The 15,108-nt window shown below is 44.2% G+C and carries 13 protein-coding genes and 1 riboswitch; of the genes, 11 read left to right on the forward strand and 2 right to left on the reverse strand.

Annotated elements, in window-relative coordinates; translation table 11 throughout:
• The first annotated feature begins 49 nt into the window (after positions 1 to 49).
• The 9 genes from TY03_RS10730 (at position 50) to TY03_RS10770 (ending at position 8,941) form a co-directional block, all read left to right on the forward strand.
• Entirely contained in the window at positions 50 to 667 is a 618-nt protein-coding gene (locus TY03_RS10730; protein WP_042369943.1) for a superoxide dismutase, read from the forward strand.
• 195 nt (positions 668 to 862) lie between these two features.
• The gene (locus TY03_RS10735; protein WP_042369945.1) at positions 863 to 2,854 is read left to right on the forward strand and encodes a sensor histidine kinase; all 1,992 of its coding nucleotides are present in this window, start codon (positions 863 to 865) and stop codon (positions 2,852 to 2,854) included.
• Positions 2,855 to 2,909: 55 nt separating this feature from the next.
• Positions 2,910 to 3,003: riboswitch (TPP riboswitch) on the forward strand.
• 58 nt (positions 3,004 to 3,061) lie between these two features.
• Positions 3,062 to 3,262, forward strand: coding sequence for a sulfur carrier protein ThiS (gene thiS, locus TY03_RS10740; RefSeq protein ID WP_042369947.1), 201 nt, complete (start codon positions 3,062 to 3,064; stop codon positions 3,260 to 3,262).
• Between the two features lie 3 nt (positions 3,263 to 3,265).
• Complete coding sequence (locus TY03_RS10745; protein WP_042370200.1) at positions 3,266 to 3,886, forward strand: thiamine phosphate synthase; 621 nt, start codon at positions 3,266 to 3,268, stop codon at positions 3,884 to 3,886.
• Positions 3,887 to 3,897: 11 nt separating this feature from the next.
• Positions 3,898 to 4,674 (forward strand): thiazole synthase, encoded by a 777-nt coding sequence (locus TY03_RS10750; RefSeq protein WP_042369949.1) that lies wholly within the window; start codon positions 3,898 to 3,900, stop codon positions 4,672 to 4,674.
• Between the two features lie 24 nt (positions 4,675 to 4,698).
• Positions 4,699 to 6,393 carry a phosphomethylpyrimidine synthase ThiC gene (gene thiC, locus TY03_RS10755; RefSeq protein ID WP_042369952.1) on the forward strand — a complete coding sequence of 565 codons (1,695 nt, stop codon included), beginning with the start codon at positions 4,699 to 4,701 and terminating at the stop codon, positions 6,391 to 6,393.
• Between the two features lie 25 nt (positions 6,394 to 6,418).
• A complete protein-coding gene (gene thiH / locus TY03_RS10760) occupies positions 6,419 to 7,588 on the forward strand; it encodes a 2-iminoacetate synthase ThiH (RefSeq protein ID WP_042369954.1) in 1,170 nt (389 codons plus the stop codon).
• Positions 7,578 to 8,270 carry a HesA/MoeB/ThiF family protein gene (locus tag TY03_RS10765; protein WP_042369956.1) on the forward strand — a complete coding sequence of 231 codons (693 nt, stop codon included), beginning with the start codon at positions 7,578 to 7,580 and terminating at the stop codon, positions 8,268 to 8,270. Before thiH ends, TY03_RS10765 begins: the two co-directional genes overlap by 11 nt.
• 62 nt (positions 8,271 to 8,332) lie before the next feature.
• Positions 8,333 to 8,941: a thiamine phosphate synthase gene (locus tag TY03_RS10770; RefSeq protein WP_042369958.1), complete on the forward strand. Its 609-nt coding sequence runs from the start codon at positions 8,333 to 8,335 to the stop codon at positions 8,939 to 8,941.
• A gap of 84 nt (positions 8,942 to 9,025) precedes the next feature.
• Here the strand turns inward: TY03_RS10770 and TY03_RS10775 are convergent, their stop codons facing one another.
• Positions 9,026 to 9,541 (reverse strand): outer membrane beta-barrel protein, encoded by a 516-nt coding sequence (locus tag TY03_RS10775; RefSeq protein WP_042370201.1) that lies wholly within the window; start codon positions 9,539 to 9,541, stop codon positions 9,026 to 9,028.
• A 204-nt stretch (positions 9,542 to 9,745) separates the two neighbouring features.
• Positions 9,746 to 12,466 carry a pyruvate, phosphate dikinase gene (ppdK, locus tag TY03_RS10780; RefSeq protein WP_042369959.1) on the reverse strand — a complete coding sequence of 907 codons (2,721 nt, stop codon included), beginning with the start codon at positions 12,464 to 12,466 and terminating at the stop codon, positions 9,746 to 9,748.
• A gap of 197 nt (positions 12,467 to 12,663) precedes the next feature.
• Here ppdK and rlmD point away from each other — a divergent pair, with 197 nt between their 5' ends.
• Together rlmD and TY03_RS10790 are read left to right on the forward strand one after the other, a co-directional pair.
• Positions 12,664 to 14,091, forward strand: a complete 1,428-nt coding sequence (gene rlmD / locus TY03_RS10785) for a 23S rRNA (uracil(1939)-C(5))-methyltransferase RlmD (RefSeq protein WP_042369960.1) — start codon at positions 12,664 to 12,666, stop codon at positions 14,089 to 14,091.
• Entirely contained in the window at positions 14,088 to 15,035 is a 948-nt protein-coding gene (locus TY03_RS10790; protein WP_042369963.1) for an RluA family pseudouridine synthase, read from the forward strand. The genes rlmD and TY03_RS10790 overlap by 4 nt, the downstream gene beginning before the upstream one ends.
• The last annotated feature ends 73 nt before the right edge of the window (positions 15,036 to 15,108 follow it).

A 15,108-nucleotide genomic window follows, 5' to 3' on the forward strand; every position in this document is an offset into this window, starting at 1 on the left:
CAATCTTTGCTTGTTATAAATAAAGTATATTCAATCAAAATAACTTAAGATGAATACATTATTAATGTCGCTAATTTTAATGACTATGACGTATCAAATGCCAACACTTCCTTATGCGAATAACGCATTGGAACCTGTAATCAGTCAGCAAACAATTGATTTTCACTACGGTAAACACTTACAGACATATGTAAACAACCTCAACAGCCTCGTTCCGGGTACTGAGTTTGAAGGAAAAACAGTAGAAGAGATCGTAGCTACTGCACCCGACGGAGCTATTTTCAATAATGCCGGTCAGGTATTAAACCATACGCTTTATTTCTTGCAGTTTGCTCACAAACCATCCAAAAAAGAGCCCACAGGCAAACTAGGCGAGGCAATTAAGCGCGATTTTGGTAGTTTCGAAAATTTCAAGAAAGAAATGAATGCAGCCTCGGTAGGCTTATTCGGATCGGGTTGGGGATGGCTATCGGTTGATAAGGCTGGAAAACTCCACATCACCAAAGAAGCAAACGGAAGCAATCCGCTTCGCGCCGGGCTGAAACCATTATTAGGTTTTGACGTATGGGAACACTCTTACTATCTGGACTTCCAGAACCGCAGAGCCGACCATATCAACGCCTTATGGGACATTATCGACTGGGATGTGGTAGAACAACGTATGTAGTTGTCAAGTAAAGAAGTTATACCACAAAACTTCTTTGATTAATGAAAGACTATTAACCGATCATACAGACTTTATACTGGTTAAATCTGTATGGTCGGTTTTTGCTACATATATTATAGTCAGAAAAACGCTATTACATAGCCGATTATTAAAAGTTAAGTGTTATTTTTGTATGCATATTAATGTATTAATTTTATGATATTACAAAAATCTATCAACAAGGTTATTTACATTTTCGTTCTTATCACAACTCTGCTTTCTGCTTCTCAGTCGGTTTATGGAGAGGAAATTAATGAGGAAGCAAAAGACGAAATATTAATAATTACTTCTTATAGTTCCGACACGAAATATACGTACGACAACATCACTGCTTTCATCAGTGCCTATCAAGAGAAAGGGGGAAAATTGCCTATTGTTGTTGAAAATATGAACATTACCAGTTTGGCGCAAGCACCGCAATGGCCCAAGATAGTGGAAGGGATCATCGGCAAGCATCCAAAGATTCGGCTACTCGTTCTATTGGGTGGAGAGGCATGGTATAGCTTCCTCCAGCTAGAAGATAGTTCATATCGAAAAATCCCAACGATTTGCGCCATGGCTTCTCGTTACAGTATTGAAGTGCCTTCGCCGGATATAGATATCAAAACCTATGAACCCGTTAGTGTCGATGTGATTGAGCGAATGAAACCTTTCAATATACAAGCTTGCTTCTCATATGAGTATAACTTAGACAAAGGGATCAGTCTGATGAAAGATTTTTACCCTAAAATGAAACATTTAGCTTTCATCTCAGACAACACATACAACGGGCTTATTCAATATGCGTTAATCAAGAAAAAGATTCAAAGCCATCCGGAATTGGGATCAACCTTTATCGACGGACGAAAATCGACCTTAGATATGGCTGTAAAACAGTTAAAAGGGGTGCCGGACAACAGCGTAATACTGATAGGTATCTGGCGAATCGACTGTCGGGAAATGGCTTATGTCAACAATTCGGCTTATGCATTTACGAATGCGAGACCTCTTTTGCCGACTTTCAGTCTTACATCGAGCGGAATCGGTTACTGGGCTATCGGCGGATATGTGCCTAACTATAGTGGAGTAGCACAACGAATGGCGCAGAAAGCATACGAGGTTGTGGACCTAAACGACACCACTCACCCGGAGCTGGTAACACTCTCTAACGAATATAAATTTGATGCAAAGAAGCTCGAAGAGTTAGGCTTTGCCAAGAAGCAATTGCCAGAAAATTCGACCGTCATCAACGTTACTCCCAGTTTCTTCGAAGCATATAAAGTAGAAGTGCAAACAGCCATTGCCATTATTCTGACGTTGCTACTGGGTCTTATCGTTTCGCTCTACTATTATTTCAAGACCAAAATACTAAGCAACCACCTGGAAGAATCGACCCAACAATTACGTGCAGATAAAAAGAAACTGGAGGAGTCGGAGGTAGAGTTGCTCCTTGCCAAAAATCAGGCCGAAGAAGCCAGCCGGATGAAAAGTGCCTTTGTGTCGAACATGAGCCACGAGGTACGTACGCCGCTCAATGCCATTGTGGGCTTCTCGAGCCTGTTAATTAATAGTGTGCAATGCAATAAAGAACAAGAAGAGTATGCCTCTATCATTCAAACCAACTCAAACCTGTTGCTGCAGTTAATCAATGACATTTTGGATGTTTCAAGATTGGAGTCGGGCAAATTGCAGTTTACATACGAATGGTGTGATATTGTAGCACACTGCCAAAGTATGATTATGTTGGTCAACCAGAACAAAACCAAACAGATTGATATACGGCTGGAGACTCATTTGGAATCTTACATACTCTACACCGATCCGTTGCGCTTGCAACAAATCATTATGAATCTGCTTAATAACTCGGTTAAGTTTACCCCCGACGGAGGAGAAATTGTGCTCAGTTTCGAACCCGATAAAACCAATCAGTTTGTACGGTTCACAGTAACCGATACCGGATGTGGTATTCCTGAGGAGAAACAACAACAGGTATTCGATCGTTTTGAGAAACTGAATGAGTTTGTACAAGGAACCGGATTGGGGCTGTCTATCTGTAAGCTCACCATTCAACACATGGGAGGCAACATCTGGATTGACAATAGCTATAAAACAGGGGCCCGGTTTATATTTTCTCACCCAATCAAAAATCCGGAAATAAAAGAATCATAAAAAATAAAGGAGCAGATTATCGTTTTTCTGCTCCTTTTTCATTTACTTTGCCAACGTAAAAACAAAGGGGTGCCCCGAAAAGGAGCTGAGATTATACCCTAGAACCTGATTCAGTTAGTACTGACGTAGGGATTGTGTTTCTTCTTACCGCCATTCAATATAAGCACTCTCTTTGTATTTACTTTCATTTATAATCTATCTGCAACAATGAAAGTACAAGTAAACAACAAAGAAGTGGAACTAATCTCTGCTTCAACCATCTCAGAACTGACAAAACAATTAGAGCTTCCTGCTCAAGGGATTGCTATAGCCGTAAACAATCAACTCATTCCTCGTACGCAATGGGGCGAACATACCCTGCACGAGAACGATCATTTGGTTATCATCAAAGCAGCATGCGGAGGGTAAATGATGGTTAGTTTACAGTTTATCACACACGAAACCGATCGATACAACACACTCGAATCGGCAATCATGGCACTCGAAGGGGGATGCAAATGGATTCAGTTACGCATGAAAGAAGCTACACTCGAAGAGATAGAGCGAGTAGCCCTGAAACTGAAACCGCTTTGCAAGGAGCACGAAGCGATTCTGGTCATAGATGATCACGTAGAACTTGCCCGAAAACTCGAGGTAGATGGGGTACATCTGGGAAAAACAGATATGCCCGTTGATCAGGCGCGAAGCATACTGGGCGAGGCTTTCATTATCGGCGGAACAGCCAATAATTTCGAAGATGTACTGATGCATTACCGCGCAGGTGCAGATTATGTAGGTGTAGGTCCTTATCGGTTTACAAGAACAAAGAAAAACCTAAGCCCCGTATTGGGAGCCGAAGGATATGCAACTCTCATCAACCGGATGAAGGAGGCCGGCATCTCATTGCCCATAGTAGCCATAGGCGGCATTACGAACGAGGATATTCCGGAACTCCTACAACTGGGAGTTAACGGTATTGCACTCTCGGGCAGCATACTCCAAGCCGAAGATCCAAGAGAAGAAACAAAACGAATAATCAACGGATACCTATAAATAAAAGACGAATGGAAAAACTAATTATTGCAGGGCGAGCATTCGACTCGCGCCTCTTTCTGGGAACAGGAAAATTCTACTCCAACGAACAAATGGAACAGGCTATACTGACATCGGGCACAGAGATGGTGACAGTAGCCATGAAACGCATAGACATGAATAATCAGGAGGATGACATGCTACAACACATCATCCACCCGCGTCTGCAATTACTGCCCAACACGTCGGGAGTACGCAATGCCGAAGAGGCTGTTTTTGCAGCTCAAATGGCACGAGAGGCTTTTGGTACCAATTGGCTCAAACTGGAGATTCATCCCGATCCACGTTATCTTCTTCCCGACTCGGTAGAGACACTTAAAGCGACCGAACAGTTGGCGAAACTAGGGTTCGTGGTACTTCCTTATTGCCAGGCCGACCCGGTACTTTGCAGACAACTGGAAGAAGCCGGTGCAGCAACCGTGATGCCGTTGGGTGCACCTATTGGAACAAACAGAGGATTGCAAACCAAAGAATTTCTGCAGATTATTATCGAACAGGCAGGTATCCCCGTTGTAGTCGATGCAGGAATTGGTGCCCCAAGCCATGCTGCCGAAGCAATGGAGATGGGTGCGGCAGCCGTATTGGTAAACACCGCCATTGCGGTAGCACGCAATCCGATAGAGATGGCCAAAGCCTTTAAACAAGCCACAGAAGCGGGACGCATGGCTTATGAAGCCGGATTGGGTACACAAGCCCGTCACTTTGTGGCAGAGGCAAGCTCGCCACTCACGGCTTTTCTAAACAAATAAACATCCCTAAAAAAAGAACGAAGAATGAAACAAAAAATAACCTTCCCACGCTCAGAGAAAGTATATATACCCGGTAAATTGTTTCCCAACATGCGCGTAGCTATGCGCAAAGTAGAGCAAGTACCCAGCACCACCTTCGAGGGCGAAGAGAAAATAATAACTCCCAACCCGGATATTTTCATCTACGACACAAGCGGTGCTTTTAGCGACCAACAGATAACGATCGACTTAAAGAAAGGATTACCCCGCTTGCGCGAAGAGTGGATACAAAGCCGTGGCGACGTGGAACAGCTATCCGAAGTAAGTTCGCAATACGGACGCATGCGTCGTGACGACCACACGCTCGACTCCTTGCGGTTTGAGCACATTGCCCTACCTTACCGGGCGAAAGCGAATCAACCGATCACTCAAATGGCTTACGCCAAACAGGGAATTATCACCCCCGAAATGGAGTATGTATCCATTCGTGAAAACATGAACTGCGAGGATTTGGGCATTGAAACACACATCACACCCGAGTTTGTGCGACAAGAGATTGCTGAGGGAAGAGCTGTATTGCCGGCCAACATCAATCACCCCGAAGCAGAGCCGATGATTATCGGACGTAACTTCCTGGTTAAAATCAACACCAATATCGGCAACTCGGCTACCACATCGGGTATTGACGAAGAGGTAGAGAAGGCCATCTGGAGTTGTAAGTGGGGAGGCGATACGTTAATGGATCTGTCGACAGGCGAAAACATCCACGAAACCCGCGAATGGATTATCCGTAACTGCCCTGTTCCGGTGGGTACGGTACCCATCTATCAAGCACTCGAAAAGGTCAACGGAAAGGTAGAAGAGCTCAGTTGGGAGATTTATCGCGATACGCTGATTGAGCAATGCGAACAAGGGGTTGACTACTTTACGATACATGCAGGTATTCGGCTGCAAAACGTGCACCTGGCAGAGAAACGCCTTTGTGGTATCGTGAGCCGTGGAGGTAGCATCATGAGTAAGTGGTGTCTGGTTCACAATCAAGAGAGCTTCCTATACGAACACTTTGACGATATCTGCGATATTCTGGCACAATACGATGTAGCCGTTTCGTTGGGAGACGGTTTGCGTCCCGGCTCCATACATGATGCAAACGATGAAGCACAGTTTGCCGAGCTGGATACGATGGGCGAATTGGTGCTCCGCGCGTGGGATAAGAATGTACAAGCCTTTATTGAAGGACCCGGACATGTGCCCATGCATAAAATCAAAGAGAACATGGAACGGCAGATAGAGAAATGCCACAACGCACCTTTTTATACATTGGGCCCGTTGGTAACCGACATTGCACCGGGGTATGATCATATCACCTCGGCCATTGGTGCGGCACAAATCGGATGGTTGGGCACGGCCATGCTCTGCTACGTAACCCCCAAAGAACATCTGGCACTACCCGATAAGGAGGATGTACGCGTGGGAGTCATCACCTACAAGATAGCTGCACATGCAGCCGATCTGGCCAAAGGACATCCCGGAGCACAGGTACGCGACAATGCATTGAGCAAAGCACGTTACGAATTCAGATGGAAAGATCAGTTCGACCTGTCGCTCGACCCCGAACGCGCTTTGTCTTATTTCCATGCGGGCAAACATACCGAAGGAGAATATTGCACGATGTGCGGTCCTAACTTCTGTGCCATGCGCTTGTCCAGAGACTTAAAGAATACCAAAACAAAGGAATGAGCTTAGACTAATAAAGAAGAATACTATGTTCTCAGATGAATTAAAAAAAATATCTTGGGAAGAGACGACAAAAGCCATCTATTCCAAAACAGACGACGATGTGCGCCGTGCACTCGGGAAAGAACATCGCGACGTGGATGACTTCATGGCACTTATCTCTCCTGCTGCAACTCCTTATATAGAGGTGATGGCACGCCTTAGTCAGCAATATACCATCGAGCGTTTCGGGAAAACGATTTCGATGTTCGTTCCCCTCTATCTAACCAACTCATGCACCAACTCGTGCGTTTACTGTGGGTTCCACATCAGCAACCCGATGAAACGTACCATACTCACAGAAGAGGAAATCGTCAACGAATACAAAGCCATCAAGAAGCTGGCACCTTTTGACAATCTGCTGTTGGTTACAGGCGAGAATCCTGCCGTAGCAGGTGTTCCCTACATTGCTCGTGCACTCGATCTGGCCAAACCATACTTCAGCAATTTGCAAATCGAAGTAATGCCACTACAAACCGAGGAGTACGAAGAGCTGACTCATCACGGACTAAACGGGGTCATTTGTTTTCAGGAAACGTACCACAGTGAGAACTACAAACGGTATCATCCTCGGGGTATGAAGTCGAAGTTTGAATGGCGCGTCAACGGTTTCGACCGTATGGGACAAGCAGGTGTACACAAAATAGGTATGGGCGTTCTCATCGGACTGGAGGAATGGCGAACTGATGTTACGATGATGGCTCATCACCTTCGTTACTTGCAGAAGCACTATTGGAAGACAAAATACAGTGTCAACTTCCCCCGTATGCGCCCTTCGGAGAATGGAGGATTTCAACCCAATGTTGTGCTTAGCGACCGTGAACTGGCACAGCTAACCTTTGCCATGCGTATCTTCGATCGTGATGTAGACATCTCCTACTCCACCCGCGAAAGTCCTGAGATTAGAAACCACATGGCAACACTGGGTGTAACCACCATGAGTGCCGAGAGTAAAACGGAACCGGGTGGTTATTACAGCTATCCGCAAACGTTGGAACAGTTTCACGTAAGCGACGAACGCAAAGCGATAGAGGTAGAACGAGCCTTAAAGCAGCTGGGACGCGAACCGGTGTGGAAGGATTGGGACCAGGCTTTTGACAATAAAGTATCGAAACACAAAAACGAAACACAAAACAATAGCAAATCTTATGCGTTATGACAGACAAATTCTTCTGCCTGAAATTGGAGAAGAGGGACAAGCGAAGCTACAAGCAGCCAAGGTATTGATTATTGGCGTGGGAGGACTCGGTTCTCCCATTGCCCTCTATCTGGCAGGTGCAGGTATAGGTACTATCGGGCTGGTTGATGATGACTGCGTAAGCATCAGCAACCTGCAACGTCAGGTTCTATATGCCGAGAAGGAGCTTGACCAACCGAAAGCCGCTTGTGCAGCCGAACATTTGCATTCACTAAACAGTGAGATAACCGTTAACTACTATCCCGAACGGCTTAGTAAACAGAATGCCCGTGAGCTGATCAGTTCGTATGACATCGTGGTAGATGGTTGCGACAACTTTGCCACCCGATACCTGATCAGTGATACCTGCATGGCCTTGAATAAGCCCTATGTATACGGAGCCATTTGTGGTTTCGAAGGGCAGGTATCCGTCTTTAGCCACGGCAGTAGCCCAAAAACCTATCGCGATTTATATCCGAATGAAGAGGAGATGCTACGTATGCCCCCTCCTTCCAAAGGGGTAATGGGAGTAACACCGGCAGTTGTCGGTAGCATCGAAGCAAGCGAAGTTTTGAAGATTATAGGTGGTTTTGGTGATGTTTTATCGGGCAAATTATGGACTATTGATCTGCGAACATTGCAATCTAACATCTTTTCACTATAAACGTTGGCTTGTCATAGAGTTAATTCGTACTTTTGCTAAACTTAAATAGTTTAACAAATAAGATGAAATTAATTGTAGTTACTACCCCTACTTTCTTCGTAGAGGAAGACAAAATAATAACCGCTCTGTTCGAAGAAGGATTGGACATTCTACATCTAAGAAAGCCCGATACCGCTCCTGTTTATGCAGAACGCCTGCTGACGTTAATTCCCGAAAAATATCATCATCGCATAGTGACTCATGAGCATTTCTATTTAAAAAAGGAATTTAATCTGTTAGGGATTCACCTGAATGCTAGAAACCCCGAAAAGCCTGACAATTATTCAGGACAAATCAGTTGCTCATGTCATTCGATAGAGGAAGTAAAGGAGAAGAAAGACTCTTATAATTATGTTTTTATGAGTCCGATATATGACAGTATATCAAAAGAAAATTACTTCGCTGCGTATACTCCCGAGGAGTTGAGAAAGGCAAAAAAAGAGCGAATCATCGATAGTAATGTAATTGCCCTTGGAGGTATTGATGCTGATAATATGCTGGAAATAAAAGATTTCGGATTTGGGGGAGCTGCTATCCTGGGAGATATATGGAATCGATTTGACGCCTGCAACGATCGCGACTACCGAGGAGTTATCGAACACTTTAAGAAGCTTCAGGAACTAGCCGATTAATCAAGCTATATTCAAAGAATAAGGGGAATGCAACAAAGAATTATCTTGTTACATTCCCCTTAAACGTAAGAGACGCTATATCAATTAAAATTCATAGTGAAAACCAAAGCTCAGGTCTTCACTTGTGAAGCCAAATCCATAGCCATTGTCGCCCACCATATAATCATCTCTGTAGCCTAAGAAACCACATTTAGCGATCAGACTAAAGCTTTTGTTCAGCTTGATAGCGATACCTGGTTTTACACCAATTTCAAAACCATTCACTGCATCATGGTGCTTTACTTTAGAAGTAGAAAAGCCAAAACCACCGTCAACAAACAGGCGAACTACCTTGTTCTGATAAAAAGAGTAACGAGCATAAGGTGCCAATCCGAATTTGTTTACACATGCCGAATTTACTTCTCCGTGAGCATAAGCCAGCGTAACACCCAGTGCCCAGTTATCATTCAAGTTATAACCAACTTCGGGTGTAAGTGTGAATGAAGTTGCATCTGCATCGTGATTGTGCCACAAGCCAAGTGATCCACCTACATAAATATCCTGTGCATTAACCATCAACGTTGCCATAGCAACAAATAAAAATACAACAATCTTTTTCATTTTCTTTTTTTGGGGTTTTAAGTTAAACATTTTCTTAGGCAAAAGCCTAATACCTTTTTTTTTCGGGGTGCAAAGGTAAAATAGATATTCACAGTACACAACTTTTTAGTTAGTTTTTTATAAATGTATCAACTGGACACAACAAAAGAGAGGAAGCTTCGATAAACGTAACTTCCTCTCTCCTATTAATTTAAATATTTTTCATCAATCTTCTATAGCAGCTTGTGCGGCTGCCAAACGAGCAATCGGCACTCTAAAGGGTGAGCAACTAACGTAGTTTAAGCCCACTCTATGGCAGAATTTGACAGAAGAAGGTTCTCCACCATGTTCTCCACAAATGCCACATTTCAAGTCCGGACGAATGCTCCTACCTTTTTCAGTAGCCATGCGAATAAGCTGTCCTACTCCCTTCTGATCGAGCACTTGGAAAGGATCTACTTTCAATATTTTCTTTTCCAGATATATGGGAAGGAAAGAAGCAATATCATCGCGAGAATAGCCGAAGGTCATTTGTGTCAAATCGTTGGTTCCGAAGGAGAAGAATTCGGCAGAGCTAGCAATACGATCGGCAGTTAAAGCAGCACGAGGAATCTCGATCATGGTTCCTACAGAGAATTCAACACTATCGCCCAATTCGGCAAACAAGTCGGCTGCTTCTTTACGAATAATCGTTTCTTGTTCCTTAAATTCATATAAGATACCTGTTAATGGCACCATGATTTCGGGTATTGTTTTTACCCCCTCTTTTTTCAATGCAACTGCTGCACCCAAGATAGCCCGCGTTTGCATCTGCGTAATTTCAGGATACGTATTTCCTAAACGGCAACCACGGTGTCCCAACATGGGGTTATGTTCGCAAAGCGATTCGACCCGACGTTGAATTTGTTGCAGTGTAACGCCCATCATATCAGCCATGTCTTGTTGTCCCTTCACATCATGGGGAACAAACTCGTGCAAAGGAGGATCAAGCAAACGTACTGTTACCGGGAAGCCCGCCATCGCACGAAAGATTCCCATAAAGTCTTCTTGCTGATAAGGTAATATCTTGGCTAAAGCCTTGCGACGATCTTCTACATTCTCAGCTAAGATCATCTCGCGCATGGCTTTAATCTTCTCGCCATCGAAGAACATATGTTCGGTACGACAGAGTCCGATACCAACAGCACCAAACTTACGTGCAATCTCTGCATCATGAGGCGTATCGGCATTGGTACGTACCTTCAACCGGGTATATTTATCGGCCAATTGCATCAACTCTGCAAAATCGCCCGATAGTTCGGCAGCTTTTGTTTCGACTTTACCCTGATATATTTCGCCGGTACTTCCATTGAGTGAAATATAGTCGCCTTCATTCAGTACAACGCCATCAATCTCTACCGTACGAGCTTTGTAATCTATATTCAACGCACCTGCACCCGATACACAGCATTTGCCCATACCACGAGCTACTACTGCTGCATGAGAGGTCATTCCACCACGGGCGGTCAAGATACCTTGTGCGGCAGCCATACCGGCAAGATCTTCGGGTGAAGTTTCGATACGAACCATAATCACCTTAGCACCACCTGCCGACCAAGCGGCAGCATCATCGGCAAAGAATACAATCTGTCCGGTAGCAGCACCCGGAGAAGCCGGAAGTCCACGAGTTAATACCGTTGCTTTCTTTAACGCCTTGTTATCGAATACAGGGTGAAGGAGTTCATCCAACTTATTCGGTTCTACACGGAGCAACGCTGTCTTTTCATCAATCACTCCTTGACGCAGCAGATCCATAGCGATCTTCACCATGGCAGCTCCTGTACGCTTGCCGTTACGTGTCTGCAAGAACCATAGTTTACCTTCCTGAACGGTAAACTCCATGTCTTGCATATCCCGGTAATGGCTTTCGAGTTTGGTTTGCAACTTATCGAGTTGCTTATATATTTCGGGCATCGCTTCTTCCATCGATGGGAATTTGGCGAGACGAACATCTTCGGTTACACCCGCCAGTATAGCCCAACGTTGTGATCCTTCTTTGGTAATTTGCTGCGGGGTACGAATACCGGCCACCACGTCTTCGCCTTGTGCATTGATCAGGTATTCGCCGTTAAAGATATCTTCGCCTGTTCCTGCATCGCGCGAGAAACAAACACCGGTAGCCGATGTTTCACCCATATTACCAAAAACCATGGCCTGCACACTAACAGCTGTTCCCCATTCGCTGGGAATACCCTCCATCTTACGATAAAGAATAGCACGCTCATTCATCCAAGAGTTGAATACGGAACATATTGCTCCCCAAAGTTGCTCGTAAGCATCGGTCGGAAAGTCTTTTCCGGTTTGGGCAGTTACGGCTGCTTTAAAGCGTTTCACTAATTCTTTCAAATCTTCTACTTCGAGTTGATTATCAAGTTTTACTCCGCGGGCATGCTTTACTTCTTCAATGATTGCTTCGAACGGGTCTATATCTTCTTTATTGGTAGGTTTCATTCCAAGTACTACGTCGCCATACATTTGTACAAAGCGGCGATAAGAATCCCAAGCAAAACGAGCATTGCCGGTCTTACGAGTCAACCCCTCTACTACTTCATCATTCAGCCCCAAATTTAAAATGGTATCCATCATACCCGGCATAGAGGCGCGGGCACCCGAACGAACGGAGACAAGTAACGGGTTCTCAATATCGCCGAATTTAGATTTCATCAATACTTCCACATTGGCAATGGCTTGTTCTACTTCCTTTTGAAGCAAAGCCACCACTTTCTCTTGTCCTAATTGATAATATTCTGTGCAAACTTCGGTAGTAATGGTAAATCCGGGAGGTACAGGAACCCCGATAAGGTTCATTTCGGCAAGGTTGGCACCTTTTCCTCCAAGTAAATTCTTCATATCAGCCTTGCCTTCCGCCTGACCGTTTCCAAAGGTATAAACTCTTTTCTTGTCCATAAGTATATGTTTAAAGTTAGATTGTGGTTTTCTATTTCGCAAATCTAACGATATTTCGCATATCAGAAAACTTTTAAAGAAAAAACTTTCGACCGAACTGCAATTTCCACATTGCAATCTTTATTATGTGTTTACATAGAGATAAATCCAGAAAAAAGAGCTAATTTTGCGACATAATTTATTAGATTGGTGTAAAAGTGGCAAGAAACAAAAAAGTACTTCCCCTACTGGAGAAGGTGACAATAACGGACGTGGCTGCCGAAGGAAAAGCCATTGCAAAAGTAAACGACCTGGTAGTTTTTGTACCCTACGTAGTACCGGGCGATGTGGTAGACTTACAAATTAAGCGTAAAAAAAATCATTATGCCGAGGCCGAAGCAGTGAAGTTTCATGAATACTCTTCAGTGCGCGCTGTTCCTTTCTGCGAACATTATGGTGTTTGCGGAGGTTGTAAATGGCAAGTATTGCCCTATTCGGAGCAAATCAAATACAAGCAAAAACAGGTAGAAGACAATCTGAAACGCATTGGTAAGATTGAACTTCCCGAAATTCTTCCTATATTGGGTTCAGCTAAAACTGAATTCTATCGCAACAAACTTGAATTTACGTTCTCAAACAAACGCTGGCTTACTTGGGAAGATATTCAGCAAAATGTAACTTACGATCAGATGAATGGCTTGGGATTCCATATCCCCGGAGCCTTTGATAAGGTACTGGCTATTGAAAAATGCTGGTTGCAAGATGATATTTCTAACCGCATCCGCAACGCAGTACGCGATTATGCCTACGAGCATAATTACTCCTTTATCAATCTCCGCTCACAAGAAGGTATGTTACGCAATATGATTGTGCGTACCTCGACTACGGGTGAGCTGATGGTGATTCTCATCTGCAAGATTGTAGAGGATAGCGAAATGGAACTCTTCAAGAATATATTGCAATTTATTGCCGATAGCTTCCCCGAAATCACTTCGCTACTCTATATCATCAACAATAAGTGCAACGACACCATCAATGACCTTGATGTTCATGTGTTCCGCGGCAACGATCACATCTTCGAGGAGATGGAAGGACTGCGTTTCAAAATCGGCCCGAAGTCTTTCTATCAAACCAACTCCGAGCAGGCATACAACCTGTATAAGATTACCCGCGAATTTGCCGGACTTACCGGAAATGAATTGGTCTACGACCTCTATACCGGAACGGGTACCATCGCCAACTTTGTTTCGCGCCAAGCTCGTCAGGTAATCGGCATCGAATATGTGCCCGAAGCCATCGAAGACGCCAAGGTAAACGCCGAGATCAACGGAATTGACAATACCTTGTTCTTTGCCGGCGATATGAAAGATATGCTTACACAGGACTTCATCAACGAATATGGTCGCCCGGATGTCATCATCACCGATCCTCCTCGTGCCGGTATGCATCAGGATGTAGTAGATGTCATCTTGTTTGCCGAACCCAAACGCATTGTTTACGTGAGCTGTAATCCCGCCACACAAGCACGCGACTTGCAGTTGCTCGACGCCAAATATGCAGTGAAGGCTATACAGCCTGTCGATATGTTCCCGCATACCCATCATGTAGAGAACGTCGTTTTACTTGAATTAAGACCCACCGAATGAAACAGAAAAAAGCAGTAGATAAAGAAAAGCGTGCTACCCGCGCTTTGGCTAAGTATACCACCTTCCCCGTCAAGAAATCGATGGAACTCATGGAATTTCTTGCCAGCCAAATGCCCGATGCGAGCCGTAACAAACTAAAATCGCTACTCAGCAAACGTGTCGTTTACGTAGACAACGTGATAACGACACAATTTAATTTCCCTTTGCAACCGGGCATGAAGGTGCAGATAAGCAAGGATAAAGGAAGAAAAGAGTTCCACAGCAACCTATTGAAAATCGTATTCGAAGATGAATACCTGATTGTGGTAGACAAAAGGGAGGGATTGCTTTCAATGGGTACCGACCGACAAAAGGAACGTACCGCACACTCTATTCTGAATGAGTACGTGCAACGTTCGGGCAAGCAATTCCGCGTTTTCATCGTACATCGATTGGATAAGGATACATCGGGACTTATGCTATTCGCCAAAGACGAAAAGACAAAATTTACGCTACAGGATTATTGGGACGAGATTGTAAAAGACCGTCGTTACGTAGCTGCACTTTCGGGCGATGTAGAGAAAGATCACGGTACGGTCACTTCGTGGCTGACAGACAATAAAGTGTTTATCACCTATTCGAGTATGACAGACAACGGAGGTGAGAAAGCCATCACGCATTACAAAACCATTAAGCGTGCCAATGGCTACTCCTTGGTAGAGCTTGAATTAGAAACAGGACGTAAAAATCAGATTCGTGTACACATGAAAGATTTGCAACATCCGGTACTGGGCGATGTGAAGTATGGCGATGGTAAAAACCCAATAGGCCGATTGGCTCTTCATGCTTTTAAACTAAGCTTTTATCATCCCGTAACCGGGCAATTGATGGAATTTGAAACACCTTACCCACCCGCATTCAAGAAATTATTTCTGAAGATAGCTACACCGATCGAGAAGAAATAAAAGTCCGATAAGGACTTAAGTTATATAAAAGAGAGAAGAGGATGCTTATGGCATCCTCTTCTCTCTTTTATAT

Origin of the sequence: Bacteroides neonati, from assembly GCF_000499785.1 — a bacterium.
GTDB lineage: Bacteria > Bacteroidota > Bacteroidia > Bacteroidales > Bacteroidaceae > Bacteroides > Bacteroides neonati.